General features: G+C 48.4%; 15 protein-coding genes and 1 pseudogene. 4 read left to right on the forward strand and 12 right to left on the reverse strand.

What is annotated here, in order from left to right:
* Position 1: 1 nt before the first annotated feature.
* Positions 2-886 carry a heme o synthase gene (gene cyoE, locus MHM93_RS15815; RefSeq protein ID WP_239449751.1) on the forward strand — a complete coding sequence of 295 codons (885 nt, stop codon included), beginning with the start codon at positions 2-4 and terminating at the stop codon, positions 884-886.
* A gap of 56 nt (positions 887-942) precedes the next feature.
* On the opposite strand, the gene MHM93_RS15820 is transcribed toward cyoE, so the two are convergent.
* Positions 943-1,851 carry a histone deacetylase gene (locus MHM93_RS15820; RefSeq protein ID WP_239449753.1) on the reverse strand — a complete coding sequence of 303 codons (909 nt, stop codon included), beginning with the start codon at positions 1,849-1,851 and terminating at the stop codon, positions 943-945.
* 87 nt (positions 1,852-1,938) lie between these two features.
* Positions 1,939-2,298 (reverse strand): MerC domain-containing protein, encoded by a 360-nt coding sequence (locus MHM93_RS15825; protein WP_138590165.1) that lies wholly within the window; start codon positions 2,296-2,298, stop codon positions 1,939-1,941.
* Between the two features lie 149 nt (positions 2,299-2,447).
* Here MHM93_RS15825 and MHM93_RS15830 point away from each other — a divergent pair, with 149 nt between their 5' ends.
* A complete protein-coding gene (locus tag MHM93_RS15830) occupies positions 2,448-3,476 on the forward strand; it encodes an NADP-dependent oxidoreductase (RefSeq protein ID WP_239449754.1) in 1,029 nt (342 codons plus the stop codon).
* 41 nt (positions 3,477-3,517) lie between these two features.
* Here MHM93_RS15830 and MHM93_RS15835 read toward each other — a convergent pair whose 3' ends face one another.
* From MHM93_RS15835 to MHM93_RS15865, 7 genes are all read right to left on the reverse strand, one after another.
* Complete coding sequence (locus MHM93_RS15835) at positions 3,518-5,422, reverse strand: hypothetical protein (protein WP_239449756.1); 1,905 nt, start codon at positions 5,420-5,422, stop codon at positions 3,518-3,520.
* A 26-nt stretch (positions 5,423-5,448) separates the two neighbouring features.
* Entirely contained in the window at positions 5,449-6,291 is an 843-nt protein-coding gene (locus MHM93_RS15840) for a hypothetical protein (protein WP_239449758.1), read from the reverse strand.
* The gene (locus tag MHM93_RS15845; RefSeq protein WP_239449759.1) at positions 6,284-6,964 is read right to left on the reverse strand and encodes an iron-containing redox enzyme family protein; all 681 of its coding nucleotides are present in this window, start codon (positions 6,962-6,964) and stop codon (positions 6,284-6,286) included. The genes MHM93_RS15840 and MHM93_RS15845 overlap by 8 nt, the downstream gene beginning before the upstream one ends.
* Positions 6,965-6,966: 2 nt before the next feature.
* Positions 6,967-8,067 carry a beta-ketoacyl-ACP synthase III gene (locus MHM93_RS15850; RefSeq protein ID WP_239449760.1) on the reverse strand — a complete coding sequence of 367 codons (1,101 nt, stop codon included), beginning with the start codon at positions 8,065-8,067 and terminating at the stop codon, positions 6,967-6,969.
* A 1-nt stretch (position 8,068) separates the two neighbouring features.
* The gene (locus tag MHM93_RS15855; protein ID WP_022946431.1) at positions 8,069-8,626 is read right to left on the reverse strand and encodes a hypothetical protein; all 558 of its coding nucleotides are present in this window, start codon (positions 8,624-8,626) and stop codon (positions 8,069-8,071) included.
* 69 nt (positions 8,627-8,695) lie between these two features.
* Positions 8,696-9,154: a dihydroneopterin triphosphate diphosphatase gene (gene nudB / locus MHM93_RS15860; RefSeq protein WP_138587592.1), complete on the reverse strand. Its 459-nt coding sequence runs from the start codon at positions 9,152-9,154 to the stop codon at positions 8,696-8,698.
* Positions 9,155-9,235: 81 nt separating this feature from the next.
* Positions 9,236-11,185 carry a sensor domain-containing diguanylate cyclase gene (locus MHM93_RS15865; RefSeq protein ID WP_239449761.1) on the reverse strand — a complete coding sequence of 650 codons (1,950 nt, stop codon included), beginning with the start codon at positions 11,183-11,185 and terminating at the stop codon, positions 9,236-9,238.
* Between the two features lie 298 nt (positions 11,186-11,483).
* On the opposite strand from MHM93_RS15865, the gene MHM93_RS15870 reads away from it, so the two are divergent.
* Together MHM93_RS15870 and MHM93_RS15875 are read left to right on the forward strand one after the other, a co-directional pair.
* Complete coding sequence (locus MHM93_RS15870; RefSeq protein WP_239449763.1) at positions 11,484-11,783, forward strand: hypothetical protein; 300 nt, start codon at positions 11,484-11,486, stop codon at positions 11,781-11,783.
* 107 nt (positions 11,784-11,890) lie between these two features.
* Positions 11,891-13,627 (forward strand): annotated as a pseudogene (locus MHM93_RS15875) (class I SAM-dependent methyltransferase).
* A gap of 47 nt (positions 13,628-13,674) precedes the next feature.
* Here MHM93_RS15875 and dgt read toward each other — a convergent pair.
* From dgt to MHM93_RS15890, 3 genes are all read right to left on the reverse strand, one after another.
* The gene (dgt, locus tag MHM93_RS15880) at positions 13,675-15,138 is read right to left on the reverse strand and encodes a dGTPase (protein WP_239449765.1); all 1,464 of its coding nucleotides are present in this window, start codon (positions 15,136-15,138) and stop codon (positions 13,675-13,677) included.
* Between the two features lie 100 nt (positions 15,139-15,238).
* On the reverse strand, positions 15,239-15,751 hold the full coding sequence (locus tag MHM93_RS15885) for a GAF domain-containing protein (RefSeq protein WP_022946437.1): 513 nt from the start codon (positions 15,749-15,751) through the stop codon (positions 15,239-15,241).
* A gap of 195 nt (positions 15,752-15,946) precedes the next feature.
* Entirely contained in the window at positions 15,947-18,103 is a 2,157-nt protein-coding gene (locus tag MHM93_RS15890) for a nuclease-related domain-containing protein (RefSeq protein WP_239449767.1), read from the reverse strand.
* Positions 18,104-18,140: the final 37 nt, after the last annotated feature.

Here is an 18,140-nt window from a genome sequence, read left to right on the forward strand (position 1 = left end):
TATGTTTCGTCGTTATTTTTCGGTGACTAAACCGGGGATCATCATCGGCAACCTTATCTCTGTGGCGGGGGGCTTCTTACTGGCCGCACGCGGCGAGATAGACTGGCCACTGATGCTAGCTACGCTCACGGGGCTCTCGTTGGTGGTGGCATCGGGGTGCGTTGTAAACAATGTTATTGACCGTGACATTGATGCCAAAATGGCGCGCACCCAAGGCCGCGTCACCGTCACCGGCGAAATATCGGCGTCGGCGGCACTGCTCCACGCCTTGGTATTGGCGGTATGTGGTTTTGGCGCATTAATCTACTACACCAATACCTTGGCGGTGGGCTTTGCTGCCTTTGGCTACATCATCTATGTGGGCGTATACAGCTTGTATATGAAACGTCACTCCGTGTACGGCACCCTGGTTGGCAGCCTCTCTGGGGCGGTGCCTCCGGTGGTGGGGTATGGCGCCGTCAGTGGCCAATTTGATGCTGGGGCAGCCATTTTGCTGCTGATGTTTTGCCTATGGCAAATGCCGCACTCCTATGCCATTGCGATTTTCCGTTATCAGGATTACCGCGACGCCAATATTCCGGTGCTCCCGGTGGCAAAGGGCTTAGCCCGGGCGCAGCGGCATATTGTTTTCTACATTGCTTTGTATGCCTTGGTGGTCATGCTATTGCCGCTCGGTGGCTACACCGGGCTCGCCTTTATGGCGGTGGCATGCACGACTAGTTTTTGGTGGTTGCTGATGGCCCTACGTGGCTATCGCCGCGATATTGATATGCATGGCTGGGCACGCCAAGTGTTTGCCTTTTCCATTGTTAATATCACCGTGTTGAGCATCACCATGGCTGTGGACTATCACGCTGCCAATCCACAGTTGCTGGTGCTTAATTAGCACCTTTTAGCAGCATTTTCCCAAAGTTAACCAAAGGCCCGTAAGGGCCTTTTTTCTTATAGTTGTGCCGCCTGCTCAACAACAATAGCATGGCGTGCCGCTAGGCGTTCATGGTCTTTATCGTAGCCGCCGCCAATCACCGTAGCCACTGGGGTATTGTGCTGTGCACAGCGTTTGAGCACTAAACGATCTCGTTGTGCGATCCCCTGCCAGCTGACATCCAGCTTACCTAGGCCGTCTTGCTGCCAGATATCAACGCCCGCGTCATACAACACTAAGTCGGGGTTCAGGCTGTCGAGCAAGTGCACTAGGGTGTCATCGACCACGCCGAGGTATTCGTCATCGCTTATGTGATTGGCAAGACCGATGTCCAAATCACTGGGGCATTTGCGAAACGGGAAGTTCTTTTCACAGTGAATGGAGCAGGTAAAAGCATAGGGTTGATGTTGCAGCAGCGCGGCGGTGCCATCGCCTTGGTGTACATCAAGGTCAAAAACCAACACATTGGTCACCTCGCCACTATTAATTAGTGTTTGTGCCGTGAACGCTAAATCATTAACCATGCAATAGCCAGAGCCAAAGTCATAATGAGCATGGTGAGTGCCCCCTGCCAAATGGCAAGCCACCCCATGAGTAAGGGCAAGGCGGGCTGTTTTCAGTGTCCCCAAAGGCGCGGTGAAGGTACGCGCCATTAAGCTGTGTGACCAGGGTAGGCCAATACGGCGCATCGCTTTGGCATCTAAGCGGTTATGCCATAGGTCATGCACATAGTTATCGCAGTGAATTAAGCTGAGATCATCCGGGGTTCCGAGCGGCGGTTGCTCAAGGTTATCACCGACCAGGCCTAGGCCTTTTACATGATGGTACAGGCGCGCAAACTTGCTCATCACAAAGCGATGATTGGGGTCAAAGCTAAACGAGTAATTGGGGTGATAAACCAAAGGTAAATGCGGATTCAAGGCCATACAGCAAACAGACTTAGCGATAACGAGAAGTTAAGCGTAACGAAAGTAACACTTACTTTCGAGTCTTCAACCTTTAATTGGCCAAATTTAAACACACAGTGGCTTAGCTTTTTTTAACAACCAAAAATTGCGTAGATGCGCAGTCATCAGCAATAAACTGCCGACAACGGAGAAAATCACCTCTAAGCTTGGCACAAATAACGCTGTGCCAAGCAGCGACAAGCCAATCAACGCGAGCAGTAACGGCAGTGGTTGATGATGCTGACGCAGACCTTGAGGAAGAGCCCACAGCGCTAAGGCTGCAATAACGAGGAATAGTCCTTGATGAATGCGCTCTGAGAACAAAAACTGCCCTAAAATAGATGTCGATATCAAAAAGCCTGCGGGCAATACAATGCAATGGACTAGGCAAAAAGCACTGAAAAAAATAGCTAATTTATCTTTCATAGGTCCTCCCTTAAATTTCAAATGTTATATTATAACGCTTTGCGCTGTATTGATATCTTCGCACCTTAAAAATAAATCGACGCTCGGCTATTGAAATTCATCGGTGTGTCCCAATTTAAATTTGAACGGCTATTCAAAAAGGAGTGACTATGTCATTATCAAACCGCCAGATCGTATTGAACTCTCGCCCTGAAGGTGAGCCCGTCGCAGATAACTTCCGCCTGCAAGAGGTGGACGCCCCGAAAGCGAAGCAAGGGGAAATGCTGCTGCGCACGATTTATTTATCTCTTGATCCCTATATGCGCGGGCGCATGAGCGACGCCGAGTCTTATGCCGATCCTGTGGCTATCGATGAGGTGATGGTCGGTGGTACGGTCTCCCAGGTTGTTGAATCTCACATTGAAGGATTTAAAGCAGGGGACTGGGTACTATCGATGAATGGCTGGCAAGATTACGCCATCAGCAATGGTGAAGGCGTTATTAACCTAGGCTCCCAGCCACAAAACCCGTCTTATGCTTTAGGTGTTTTGGGCATGCCAGGATTTACCGCTTACATGGGGCTACTTGATATTGGCAAGCCACAAGCGGGGGAAACCGTTGTGGTTGCTGCGGCCAGTGGCGCGGTAGGTGCTAATGTCGGGCAAATCGCCAAGCTAAAAGGGGCAAAGGTCATTGGTATCGCCGGTGGCGCGCAAAAATGCAGTTATGTTAAAGATGAACTCGGCTTTGACGCCTGCATCGACCACAAAGCCGATGACTTTGCTGAGCAATTAGCCAAGGTTTGCGACAGCGGTATTGATGTGTATTACGAAAATGTCGGTGGCAAAGTGTTTGACGCCGTATTGCCGTTATTAAATACCGGTGCGCGTATTCCGGTGTGTGGCCTTGTTTCCCAATACAATGCCACCGAATTACCGCCGGGGCCTGATCGCTTATCATTGCTGATGGGGAAAATCCTTACTAAACGTATGACCGTGAGAGGATTTATTATTTTTGATGATTACGCTCATCGCTATGAAGAGTTTGCCACCGACATGCAAAAATGGGTGCAAGAGGGAAAAATTAAGTATAGGGAGCACCTAATTGAAGGGCTAGAAAATGCACCTGAAGGCCTCAATGATGTTTTGGCAGGGCGTAACTTTGGCAAAATGATCGTCAAAATCAACAACCCTGAATAACGGAAAAGCATAGCCGAGGCGCTTGCCTCGGCGTTAAAAAGTTAATGCTTTTTTAGTTGTCGAAGTGAAGTTACAGCGGTATTGGAAACTGAGTCAAATTCACTATTCGCCCAGCCACCATAGTATGATGAATAATTAAAAATGATACTCTCACCCTCTGTTGCCAGAGGTGCAAAACTTTGTATAAAAGTTACTTCATTATTGTTTAAGGCATTTTTTACGATGCCAAAACATGTAGTAAAGTCAGTCGCTTGAGGACAATTATCATACTTTATAAAAACGACGCGATTATCGTAAACTCCCCAAAAGTGTGATGTCTCCTCACTCAATTCAACTTCATCGAGAGGGCCATCGGCACGTAAATTGAAACCCAATGTGCCATTGTCGTGAAAAACTGAGTAATAGATATCGTCATTTTCATTTACCCAATCTAGGTGCTCATACAAACCGGCAAAGCTTTGCACTGAAAGCGGCGGCTGCTCTTCGGCCTTCATAAACAGACCCATAGATCTTTTTGTTGTATATACATAGCTTGTATCTGGCGACACAAAAATATCGTCATCTTTGTGTTGGAAGAAACCTACCTTATATTCATTGCTTGGGTTACCTAAAAGCATGTGGTCTGTTTTTATCTGGTAAGGAAACTTTAGTTCCAACGACCCTTCAGTGTGTGGAACAGTTAAAGGAAAGGTTAGCTCGCTGGCAGAATCAAAGATGACCTCAACCACTCCTCTAAATTGTGTTTCACTGGCAAGATCATCGTGAACTGATGCTAATCGACCAATATATTTTTGTCCGAATTCTAAAGAGGGTGGGGCTACTTTGTGCAGGCGATAGGTGACGCTTAAAGAAGCATAATCAGCTAATAAAGGGGCTAAGCCAATAAAGTCATCTACTTCGTAGCCATTTAATGAAGATAATACTTCGCCACTGTGCAGTGCATCATACACGACAAAGTTATCATCAACGTAAAGTGGCTCGATGTAATCGATGTTGCGACCTATCGTCACTTCTTCCCAACGAGGCGCACTGGCGTTTTCAAAGTCTCTAGAAAAACTAATCTCGGTTTCATTCACAGTGAAGTGCTCACCATCGAGTTTTCCAACTAGGCTAGCGTAATAAAAAGAGCGATCAGGTAACGAAACTTTCGCTTCTAAACGAGTTTCAGCGTTAGCGGTGAACTGCCCTAAAAATGTGAGTCTAGGGTCTATTGCTGTTGTAAAGTAGGCATCTTCGATTGTAGGAGCAGAGCGTTTGGCCATATTAACAGTGTAGTTTTGCTCTAGCCCCTCGACATGGATACGCAGTTGCGAGTCAGACTCAGCGACGGCGCGCAGCGTTGCAGCTTGTTGCTCACGCTTGCAATATGGGCCACACAAAGCGGGATCAACAGCTAAGTTCACAGCGGTCGCACTATTGTTTAACTCATAGTCAAACTGCTTCATAGTGTCATCAATAATTAGCGCGCCGGCATCATAACCATTAAATACAATATTAAAATCATTAGCGCTGTTTGACCAAGCACCACGCAGTTCAGCGCGACTCAGACTGATGTCATCACGCCATTGCTCGGGGTTGTCATCTACTTCAACGGTTAAAGAATAGGCTTGGCTAAGCTCACCGTCGGAAACGTTCAGTGCTAATTCGTGACTGCCAATATCAAAAAAATCCGGTGCCAACGTTAACGTGGCGGTATTCTCGCTAAGGTCCACAGTGACCCATTGTGGTTTGTCCTCAATGGTCAAGGTGAGCGCATCACTTTCGTTGTCGCTCATCTCTAGCGTGACCGTGGTGCTTTGCAAAGCTTTAACCGTGTTGTTGGCAACACCACTGAGCGATGGGGCTGTGTTTTGTGGCTGTGAAGGAGTATTTTCTGAATCAGAAGAGCTGCCACCGCAGCCAAAAAGAGACAGTGCAATAGCACTACAAAGAAGCGAATGTTTCATGTTTATTATGTAAATCCTTGTTGATATTAGCAAGATGAGTCGCGCAGCTGTTCCAAGCGTGCGTACATATACTCGGTAAAAAAGCCATGCATTAAAAAGCGCTGGCTGAGGTTCCATGGCCCAACTAAATACAGTGGGTGTTTGTTGTAAGCCATTTCGGTGAGATTAGGTTCGCCAATCATTTGGCCAATGCGAATAGCCATAGATTGGTCTAGGTTAAAGCCATTAATGGCGTCGCGGTATTCGTCGCGTTTGAGTAGTAAACAAAACAGGCACATAAACAGTGCATGAGCACTTTCAAAGTCTAAAAACTGGCTCCAACGCTTTTCCACCTGAAAATCATCCATATTAACCGCTTGCCAATGGCGCCAATCAAGCTCAGCTTTAGGCTTTGATAACGGTTGCCAATGGCCGAGCTGAGCAAAGGCTTTAAACAAGCACTGATCATGTTCAACAAAGCTGGCATGGCGCATATCATCAATGGTTTTTGGGTACAGCGGCACTGGCTCAACACCGGCTTTATCACTATTGGCGATAATAAAATTCAAGATGTTAGACTCGGTGGCGTAGTGGCGCAAAATCAACAAATTAGCCTCCACACTCACAAAGTGACGACAAAACCAGCAAATCAACTTTTGTAGTAGTCCATGGGCACTAAATTGGGGCAGCGGTAAGCGTTTAAATAACCACACCAAATGCAGCAAAATAGCGAATAGCCCTTGAAAAAGCGGGCGCACTAACCAGCGTAGCGGATTGTTTAAGTCTTTAAGCCATAAATCCACAGCCGCTTGCTCAATGGGGATGGAATTATCAACGGCCAGCGCTTGCAGCAGCGCTGAGTCGTTTTTATTGGCGCTATTATTAGCCATCGACTTCCTCCAATTGCAGGGCATAAAGGCGGGCGACAACCTTGGCGGTGCGTAAAATAGCTTGCACTTGAGACTCGTTTTGACACACCCGGTCGATTAATTGATAAAGCTTTTCTAAGTGGGCATCGTCGTTATCGCCGTGGTAGCGCATAAAGCGAGTGTATTCACCCTCTAACGCGACACATTGCTCTATTTGCTTTGCCCAATCGCTGGCCATCTTGTGGCCTAGGCCTTCAATGATCCACATCGCGCCTATCATATCCACCGGGTTGGGCTGCGAGCCGCGATACATTAAAAACGCATGCAAGGCTTCACTACCGGCGTTTCGAGGGGCGCTGAGAATATCGTCAAGTTGGCCGCCGGTGGCAAGGTAATCTTGCTCTAACACCTCGTAGTCGCGGTGCTCCTCTTGGGCATGACCAATGACCACGGCGCGCACATCGGCATAGTCTCTATCAAAGCTTGAAGCGGTGCGGGTGATCCAACGGGCTCCCTCAACCACCTGCTGGCGCAGATTAAGGAGTAATTTTTGGTAGTCGTGCACTGTAAACTGACCACGCTGTAGGCGCGCAATAATGTCGACGCGTCCAAGTTGGCGCTCAAAGTCGAACCAAATGCGCATTAGCCCTTGCAGGCACTGTTGGCCGTGCTCACTTAATACATAGTGTTCCATATTTACTCCTGTACCACGGTTAATTTCATGTAGGCGTTATTAAAGCGACCGCTTTCCGGCACCATACAGATAATGGTATCGCCTACGCTATACTGCTGAGTGCGACGAAACTCATCGAGCATAATAAAAATAGAGGCGCAGCCGGTGTTGCCGCGTTCATACAAGTTGGTGTACCACTTATGCTCGGGAATATGACAGCCAGCGCGCTTAAGCATGTCGAAGATGGGCTGGCGAAAATAGTCGGATGAGTAGTGACACAGCAAATGGTCTATCTCGTCGACCTGGACACGGCCTTGGTCTAATAGCCGTAAAAAGCCATCCACGCCCAGTTTGACGATGTTATCGAGTAAGCGCACATCTTGGCGTAATAAGATAGCCCCTGCGGCCTCGGCATCGCGGTAGCTCGGGTAATCCTGCCATGGCTTAGTGCTTTTATCCGCCGTACCCACCGACATACACACAGGATAGGCATCGGCGTGCGAAAAACTGCGGATCCACTCTATTTTAAAGCAGGTGCCACGAGGTTGGCGCTCGAGCATGAGGGCGCCCGCGCCATCGGAGAGCATCCAGCGTAAAAACTCGGCGTTAAAATCTAGCTGCGCGTCTGCCGCTTCATAACGGCTGGCTTTGAACAGCCGCGAGGTGAGTTCACTGGCGACCACCATGGCCGATTCGTGCTCGCCAGCCAACAGTTGTAAATAGGCATTCTTTAATGCCATTAAGCTGCTCGAGCAAATGCCGTGGCTGGAGTGGATTTCTACATCACTGATTGCCAGCTCGGCTTGCACCATAGAGGCAAACCCGGGTAGCACCAAGTCACCTTGGCTGGTGGCAGCGCACAATAAGCCAAGCTGATGTTTATCAAGATAGCTTTGCGCAAGGCAGTCGGCACCCGCTTTAGCGGCCATTTCGGCGTTAGAAATAGTGGTGTTGTGATCGCTATCAATGGCGTAATGGCGTGTTTTAATACCATTAGATTGCAAAATGCGCTTTTTTAGACGGCTTGCTTTGCCGTGCACATAACCCAGAAGCGGCTCAATTTGCTCATTATTAATGGCCGGGCCCGGCAAGTGGTAACCCGTGCTGGTGATATAAACGCTCACGTTAAAGTCCTTTCAAACTGCTGCGCAAGCAGCGAATATTTTCTTCTAAATAAGGGAACACACACAGCACCGCCATAAAGGTTAAGTAAGCGGGTAAGAACCAAGAGCCACCATGAGGGTATTCCATCGGGGTAAGCTGCATTTGGCCTTGCCAATTGAGGGTGACTAAATCGACCACCACCGGCCAATTAACCACAGCGATGAGCGCCAACATATAAAGCGGCAAGGTCGCCAGGTAACTGTGTGCATGCATCTCCCATATACTGATGTGGCGCTTACCCGTCGCGTATGAGACATCCCAATGGGCCACCACCTCGTGCAGCAGCCAAGCGGCAAAGCATATCAGCAGCACCAAGACATTTACGCGATATAGCAAACACATTAGGATAGGGATACCCACTTGGATGCCCATGACCGAGTGCATTAATGACTCTTTTAACCCAGAGGTGTGTTCGATATCGGTTGCGCGGTGACAACACCAGTCAATGAAGCCGGCAATGCCCCACAGCGGCAAAAAAACGAAGAGTAAGAGGTTGATAAGTATCTGTGCAGTATCCATAGCGTTCACACTTCCATGTTAGGAAGCAAAGATTACCACAGCAGCTAAAGGCGGAACAAATATTCGTGTTTAACGGCTGTTATGTGCAAGCTTCGACGCGAGTGTACGGATTTCTTGCGCGTTACTGTCAGACCAGGCTTTGGCGCTGGCTTGATTGGCATCAAGCCACAGGTAGCTAAGATGCTCGTCGGCGGCCAGTTGGATTGGATAACGCTTGGGCAAGCACAATGAGAATACATACTCGGTATTCACCGTTGCCCCCGGTTGATAGCGATAGCGCCATTGCTCGCGGATAGCATAACGGTGGCAGCGCTGTTCATCCACCAGCCTGAGTTGCTGTTGGCTAATATCAATGCCGGTTTCTTCGAACACTTCGCGAGCTGCGGTAGCACACGGGATCTCACCCTCATCAATACCGCCGGTAACCGATTGCCAAAAGTCAGGGTCATCAGCGCGTTGTAGTAACAGAAATTCGCCCTCGAGGGTGTAGATAACCACGAGCACAGAGTAAGGTTGGCGTAGGCTCATATTCGTTGATAACTGCAATTAAAAGCACAGGGTGCATTAAGATTTAAGTGTTGTCTATGGTGCTGATACGTAGGCCAACGCCTAGTCGCTCACTACGCAATTACGACCCTGATGCTTGCCCTGGTATAAACAATTGTCTGCTTGTTTTAAAAGTGCGCCGGGGTGGGCGGTGGTTTGCTCAGTAGAGGCAACACCTATCGTGGTGGTCACCAAAATGCTGTGTTCGTGCGCTTGAATGTGGCAATGCTCCACCTGGCGGCGTACTTTTTCTGCCACATGGCGTGCTTGCGCCAAGGATGTATTGGGTAAAATAACACTGAATTCTTCACCGCCAATGCGAGCAAAAATATCGTACTTACGTAAAATGGCGCTGATCTGCATGGTGGCTTCTTTGAGTACTATGTCACCGGCATGATGGCCATATTGGTCATTAATCTGTTTGAATAAATCAAAGTCGATGATCATTAGCGATACATGGGTACCATCTCGCTCTGCGCGAGCTAGTTGCTGCTGCAATTGTTCATTGAAATGACGGCGATTATACAGTCCGGTGAGTGGGTCGGTTGTTGACTCGCGCAGTAAGATGAGCTCCAAGCTTTTACGATCGGTAATATCAATCACCATGCCAGACCATAACACTGTGCCATCGAGCTGGCGCTTGGGAATAGCATGGGCAAATAACCATTTTTCTTCATTGTCTTCAAGTTCCACTTTAAACTCGCACTCCCAGTCATCCAGGCTTTGCGCGGAATTTAAAATAGAACGTACCACCCGCTGACGATCGTCGTGGGCGATTTTGGTAAGCAACGAGGCGGGGTCCTGTTGCACTGCTTCGGGTGCGACTTCAAAGATGCGCGTACATCCCTCGCTTATGTAAGGGAAGTGCCAAGAGCGCTCAGCCGTTAGCGCAAATTGATAAATCATTCCCGGAAGCACTTGTGCAAACGCATCCAGTCGATTCGAGAGGCTGACACTTTCGCTTTTATCGGTGAGCGAGCCTACTAAGTAACCTTGGCCATTATTCGCCGTGGTTTGCATGCGTTGGCTGTACTCTGTAAGCCAAATGTAGTGGCCGTCTTTGTGGCGAAACCGAAAGTCGGACTTAAACACCCCTTGTGCCCCTTCTTTGCGCCAGTGGCGGGTTTGTGTGTCCTGTGCATCTAAATCCTCAGGGTGAATATGTTCGCGCCACCAGTTTGGGCTTTGTACGAACTTTATGCGGTTATAACCGGTAATGTGGCTTATCTGCGAAGAAATAAAACAAAAACAACAAGGCTCATCAAAGGGGGCTTTATAAATAGCGGCAGGGACACTGTCGATAATGGTTTTAAGCTCGTTTCTTACTTGTGTGAGCTGCTCCAAGTCATGCACGCGTTGGGTTATATCGATATGGGTGCCAGAGATCCACTCGGGCTTGTCATCTGCGGTGCGGGTCACCACTTTGCCGCAATCTCGAACCCAAACCCAATGACCCTGCTTGTGCTTCATGCGCACATCACATTGATAAACTGGGTCTTCACCGCTGAAATGGCGGTCAAAGGCAGCATCCGATGCGTGTAAGTCCTCAGGGTGGGCGTAGAGCAGCCAAGTATCAATTGAAATGGGTGAGAGCTCATCCAACGTATAGCCAATAATATTGGCCCAGCGCTCATTCAACACAACCTCGCCGGTTTGCATATTCCACTCCCACGTACCGGCTTGAGTGCCCTCGATTAAGGCCTCCAAACGCTCAGCACTGGAGCGCTGTCGGTAACCCTCAAAATGTTCGCTTAATGAGACCACTAAACTACTCTGGTTGCCCTGACACCACTGCGCGGTAGCAATAAAAGTACGCTGTTCAAGTTCAACTTGCAGGGTAATGTAAGGGGCTTGCTTGCAAAACGTGGTGAACACACACACATCTTGTTTGTTAAAAAATGAAAAATCATCAAAATGCAGACCTACATAGCGCTCAAGCTGAGCGGGGTGCGCAGCGCTGCAAACTCCTTGCGAGTCGAAAATAAGCAGTGATGTGTGCGACTGTGTCTGCAAAGCGCCTCCTTCCTCAGCCAAATTAATGACCTATTTAGGTACCGATACTTTAGAGTGTATTTATTTTGATAGCTCATACAAAAGTATAGGCTAATTATTAAAAGCTATTTATTTTTAGTGCGTTACTAGAATAAAAAATGAGAAAACCGCAATATTTTTGCCCTCAATACGTTTAGCTTGGGTTCATTGGCGCACATTCACTGTAAAGTTGTTGCGAAATGGTCAACAGACCAATTAAGGAGGTTGCTATGCGACTGACAGCTTTATGCTTAACTACGTCATTCCTATGAGTGAGGCAATGGCTAAGCCTGAACACTTCACGCCCCCAGGCCATGCGAAGAAAATGCACCACGGCAAAAAACATAAGCATAAACACAAAGAGCGCTTTGAGCGCCATCATCACTGTGATCATTACAGCCATAGATACGAAGATGACTACTGGCGTATAGGCCGACATATTGATTATGACGTATACCGTCACGGCAAGGTCCTGCGACGCGACCGCCATGGCCACGTAATTGTGGATATGCACGGCGATGTGTTCCGACTATTAGAGAACAGCCTAGAAATAGTCGAGATTATCAGCCGGAGACATTAACTTTTAAAAACGCCTCAGTGAGGCGTTTTTTATGTGCAAAGCACTCCATTACTTTTTGTTCGTTATATGATAGTTTTTAACTAACTTTATAAATAACAAAGCTTTTTGTGAATAGCGACTTTTACAACATCCATGCCGAGCGCTTAGCAGAACAGTATCTAAGTACTGACTTTGAGCAGGTACATGAGCAGTGTATGCCATATATTGTACCGGTGCTGAACAAGGCTCGCGCTCGGGTCCTCGATATTGGTGCCGGAGCAGGTCGTGACGCGCGCTATTTTGCTGAATAAGGTAACCAAACTCAAGTCTATGCTGTGGAGCCAGCGGAACTATTAGCTCAGCTCGGTGAACAGCATACGCAAGGCTTACCTGTGGCCTGGCTCACGGACTCATTACCAGCACTTCACGCTGTGACAAGATTAGAAGTCAGCTTTGATCTTATTTTACTTAGCGCCGTTTGGATGCACATTCCGGAGTCTCAGCGCGAGCGCTCGTTGCGTAAACTGACCAACTTACTTAAACCAGGTGGACAAATTGTTATTTCCCTGCGTTATGGTCAAGGTGAGCATGAGCGTAACGAGCGAGCTATGTATCAAGTTTGCGCTGACTCGCTTAAAGCGATGGCTCGCAATTTGGGCCTTAGTTGCACTCTATGTACTAAACGTGAGGGCGATAAGCTAAAACGTGAACAAGTAAGCTGGCAAACGCTGGTTTTTCGTTTACCAGATGATGGTTCCGGTGCATTTCCGCTGATCCGCCATGTGGCGTTAAATGATGGTAAGTCAGCGACACATAAGCTTGCCTTGATGCGAGTGCTACTGCGTATTGCTGATGGTCATCCCGGTGCGGTGATACGGCGCGAGGATAATCGCGTGATATTACCAGCTGGCTTAGTCGCTCTTTATTGGTGCCATCAATATAAAACCTTAATTGATCACTATGGCCTTTATCAAACGCCCAATAAAAGCCCTAATATGGGTTTTATGAAGGAAAATGGTTGGCACAAATTAGGCCACCTCACCGCCTCAGATCTGAAAGTCGGGAATGGCTTTAAAGGAGAAGAGGCTAAATCTGTGTGTCGCACGTTGTCGCATGCGGTGAGTAACATTCGTGATATGCCTTGTCGTTACATTACTTTCCCTAATACGCAGCAATGCGTGTTTGAACTCAGCAGTTCGGTAGTGCGAGCTACTGAGTTACTATTTCTTGATTTTCAAACGTTATGCAAATGGGGCGAGTTCTCTTTGCCTGAGCACACCTGGACAGCGCTTAATCGCTATGCCTGCTGGATTGAGCCTGTTTTAGTCAATGAATGGGCTAAAACCATGCAATCCTATCAGGGCAACGATCAGTACCAGTGCCCCACTAAGCGTCATATTTTTATGGAAGCATTGAGTTGGTTAGAGCCGAAAAGAACGACAACCGAGGTACGCCAGCGCTTTGACCAACTGCGCCATGCAGGTGAGAGCTTATCTTGTGTCTGGACAACCCGTAAGCTGCAACGTGAGTATGACATTGATCATTGCATGCCCTTTGCGCGATGGCCCAATAATGACCTGTGGAATTTGCTTCCCGCATCAGCTCAAGCCAACAACGAAAAGCGCGACCGCTTGCCAAGTGTACAGCGCCTAGAAGCACAAGAAGGTTTAATAAAGCACTGGTGGCGTAGTGCTTGGCTTGATACTGGCGATGCAGCGAATCGACAAAAGCAACGGTTTTTTGCAGAGGCCAATTTGGCTCTGCCGAATTTAGATATTAACAACACCTCAGTCGATGATCTTTTCGACGCCTTAGTGTTGCAGCGTGATCGTTTACGGGAAATGCAACAGCTTCAAGAATGGTGATGTCTTACCTTTAGACTGTATAGAGCTCACGGCTTTATCACCATTACTTAATCCACCACCTTTAAGGTACGGTACTCGTCGTAGGCGAATTGGTCGGTCATACCGCTGATGTGGTCTTGAATCAATCGACAGCGGTGGTAAAACTCGTACAGGTGAAAGTGTTCGGCGTTTTTATCCAGTTTGGCAACGGCTTTTTCATAAACGTTGAGGTATTTCCCCGAAAGTTTCTTCACCATGCGTGTGGCAATTAAAAAGTCTTTGTGGTGGCTCAGCACTTGGGTGAATTGCTCATACTCTAAATCGAGTAGCACTTGGTATTCATCGAGCAGGCCGGAGATGATTTTATAGCCTTGTAGCTCTAGCTTTTCAACTTCGGGGTGACAAAATACGCGTTCACGAGCGACTGTTTTCAAGGCATCGGTAATGGCTTGGTGGTGGCTGCCATCTTCGATTAATGAGGCGTTGAGAGTGCCCGCGTACACCTGCTCTATGTTGTCTTTAAAGCGCGTTGCCGCATGCTCGACCAATGGGTGTAAGAGTTTTACACGCAGATAAATGAAAAAGGTGTTGTTGTAGTTGAACTCGGCCTCATCTGCTTTTTGTCGGGCAAACTCGCAGGCTTTGGCCACGAGGTTGCTGTAACCTTGCTCTGCGGTATCCAGTGCCCCCAGCCTTTGGCGATAAGCATCATCCAAGTAGTGCACCAATTTTTCCACCGAGAGTATGCCTTTTTCTACCGCGTCTTCCATATCGGCCAAGCAATAGGCGATGTCGTCGGCGGCCTCCATAATGTAGCTGGCGGGGTGACGACAGCCATTATCCATTTCTAAGGCATCACCTAGTTGGGCGATGAACGCAGCCTCGCTGTGGTAAAAGCCGACTTTTTTCATAAGGTAGCTTTTATCTTCAGGCCGCGCGTCTTTCGCCATAGTGCCGGGGCGAGTGTATTTAAGAATGGCCGCTATTTGGCTGTAACTTAAGTTCAGTGCTAACAACGAGTGAACTGCGCGGATCGCTTGCGCGTTGCCTTCGAAGTTTTGTAAATCAAGCATTAGCTGGTGCTTTAGCGGGTGTGTTTGCGCAAGCGTCGGCAACGAGCCAAAGCGTTGTTGCAGGTAGCGACTAAACCAGTGGTTGATGGCGGCCTCACCAAAATGGCCAAAGGCCGGATTACCTATATCGTGCATCAAACACGCCATTTCCACCAAGGTCTCAAAGGGCCGCTCCATGTCGGTGAGGCCATAGTGTGCACGCTCTTGTGCATTGAGCTTAGAAAACAGTTTTTGCACAATAAAACGGCCGTTTTGCTGTACCTCAAGGGAGTGGGTGAGGCGAGAGCGTACGGCGGCGTTGCGCTCTAATGGAAATACCTGAGTCTTTTGCTGCAATCGACGTATGCCGGAGGAATTGATGATGCGGCCGCGATCGCTCTCTAAGCTGGTATGCAAAGCTTTCAGCGGGTTCACTTGGCGTGCGGTGTTTATTTTTGTAGTAAAATCGATGTGCGCCATCATCACTCCTAGATAATTGACCTGCGTCTAAATTAGCAGCTTTAGTTCACAAATCAATGTGTTATTTCGGTGTGAGTGATAGCACTTATCAGTAAATAAACTAGCCCACGGCACGTTGGTAAGTGGGCAAATCGAAAAACAGCGAGCTCATATTGGCAATGCGCTTCAATGCTGCCTTTTCTTGGTCCTGCCATTGCGGCACTTGCGTGCGGCTTTCACAGCAAAGCACCCCTCTTGGCTCGAAGTTATCGTGCAGCACGTAATCAAGCAAAGAGTAAAAGCCACATGGCTCAAAGTAGCCTGCGACCATATGTTTGGTAAACGGGTGATGACGCACGTCTTCAATGGCAAGAAAATCATGGCTGAATAGCGCAGAAAAATAAGCCTGGGCTGTATCTTGGCCAATAACCCCGCCGTCAGAATAGGCGCCGGTGTGTTTATCAAATTTAGCGATGCACACAATACTTGAGGTGTTTTCATTGGCCACCCAAAGACTTACGACATCGGCTTGGGGAACATGCTCTGCTGCAGTGTGAACTATCTTTTGCAGCTTTTCTATGTGGCTTAAACCTGGGTTAGTTAAAGCCAAGTTAAGCTGAAATAAATCAACCATTTGCCACTCTCCTCACAACAAAAATGTTGTGACTATGCCCAATCTTGCTCCGTACGCTAGATACGTAACTGGAGCTTTACTGCGCCAGTGTGAGCCACTGACAATTATTTATTATAGGCACCACACGGCGTTGTAGCCTGACTATTTTTGCACGTTCGCTCAATACCACGCGCACCAGTAAATAATACGCAGGCACTAACGTTTTGGTTTCTCGTCATCGAGCGGGCCGGCGCCAATATCCACTTTTTCTTCGCTTGGCTTAAAGTCAGGGTCTAGCGAAAGATTAGCAAAAGGGTTCGACTTTTTGTCTTTGTCTTTGTTCTCGTCTTCGTCTTCAGCACTGGTTTTTTCTGGCTCCGAGTCATCAGTGCGAGCTTCTTCACTTTGCTGATCTTGCTCTGAAAGCGCAGATTCTAACTCCGCAAGCGCGTCATCAAGGCTTTGACTGTTACCATCGTCAATATCTAGCGCCAACTCTTCATCGCTTGATGATGTTTGCGCTTGTGTCGCTGTGCTTTGGGGCTCAATAATTGATGGCTCAGGCTCAGGCTCAGGCTCAGGCTCAGGCTCAGGCTCAGGCTCAGGCTCAGGCTCAGGCTCAGGCTCAGGCTCAGGGGTATCTAACAAGGGTTGTGACGGATCAAAGTCGTCAAATGGGTCATCCCCTTGGCTGGAACCCTCGTGGATTTGCTGCGAGCTTGATGCAGGCGGCTCTGTGGCAGAAGTGGATGATGCTTGCTCATCGGAGCTTGGGTCGGACTCACCACCTGCACGTTTATTGGCGGCTTCTAAAAACGCCATAAACTCCTCATCACTCATATTCGACCAGTCTTTGCTACTGCTGTCACTGCTCGGCTCAGGAGTTTGCTCTTGTTGCTCCGTTGCAGGTGTCGATTTGGGAGTCGGCGCGGGTGCCAAATCTTTACTAGAGTGCGCTGTATCGTCCGAGTTCGGTGCGTCGTCTTTGCGTTTGAATGGGTGAATTTCCGCGCTCTTACTTGCTCCTTCCGGATCGCTGGAACGAGGCTCTGTGGCAGTTTTGGGCATCGGCGCAACGTTCTCTGCAGGCACCTCAGGGCGAGGTGTCTCTTCTTTTGCAGCGCTTGGTTGAGACTTAGGCTCAGTGCGCGGCTCTGATCTTGGTGGTTGCACGGGCGTCTCGATTAACGGCTTGGTTGAAGACGCGCCCAGCGCGGCGTTGCTTCCTTGCGCAAGCAATTGCTTCACTTTGTCGATTAAGTTAGTACACTGTTGGGCGTCAAAGCTTTCAACACTGTAGCTAAGAATGTAGTCAACCAAGTCTTCACGCTGCATCACCAACGCAGGCAAATCAGATTTGAATAAAGCGTTGTTACTAAACAGGACCAGCAAGTTAACCTGTTGCTCTTGTATGTCCAGTACTTTGGCTAGCGCACCAGCCTGAGCCTTGAGCTCGGTGATGGGGTTATCAAACTTGATTTCTTCATCGCCGTTTCGGGCGGTCCACTCTTGAGCGTGCTCGCCGCCAAAAATGTCGCCTTCTTGGTTTGGTCGCGCCACGATAAACACACCGTACGGGCTAATGTATAACTGCTCGATGGCTGAGGGCTTTGCTTTTGGACTCACCAGTACAGGAACCGAAGAAAAGCGTTTATAAACTTGTGGGTCGAGCGTGTCAGGCTGTTTACCGGTGACCTTTTGCCACATCTTTTTGTAATTAACCTGTTTTTTAGGCAGCTTCGGCACAGGAATAGCTTTGATAGCTGCTGTCTTTTTCGGCTTCACAGCTTTACCTTGGCTACTGCGGTTGCTGCGAATAAAAATCAGCAATGTAATTAGCATGGCAATAAGCACCAAGGCTATTAATGCAGGGAAAATCAAGCCAACGAAAGGTGAACTGGGCTCTGAGGGTTGGCTTTGTACAGGAGCAGGAGCCACTTTTTTCGCTGTCACCGGAGCTGATTTTTTCGCGGTAGTTTGCGTTTTTTCTGCCTTCGCTTGTTTTGCAGCCTCTTCGGCGGCACGCTGCTCGACAATAGTGAGCTGCGGTTCAGAGGTGGTTACTGTTGGTTCGGCCTCAGGTCTTTGCTCTTTTAGTACCTTTTTAGGTTTGCTAGCTACTTCCTGAGGCTGAGATTGGTCGTTTTCGGGCTTCGATGTCGTTTTCGCTTGCGGTGTGCGCTTTTCTAAATTCTTACAATTGGCATCGTAATCTCGTTTGGCACTGCGATAACTTGGGTGCGTGCGAGAGTGATCAAACTGCGCCATTTGCTGCTTCAAAAGAATACACATAGCACTGTTATACTCGCGGGCACTGCTTTGAGTGCTCGCTAAGCTCAAGGTTAGGAATAAGACGAAATACGCAAATCTCATTTTATAAACATGGGTAAACAAGGTGTTATCTACACGT

Origin of the sequence: Pseudoalteromonas sp. MM17-2 (assembly GCF_022347945.1) — a bacterium.
Classification (GTDB): Bacteria; Pseudomonadota; Gammaproteobacteria; order Enterobacterales; family Alteromonadaceae; genus Pseudoalteromonas; species Pseudoalteromonas ruthenica.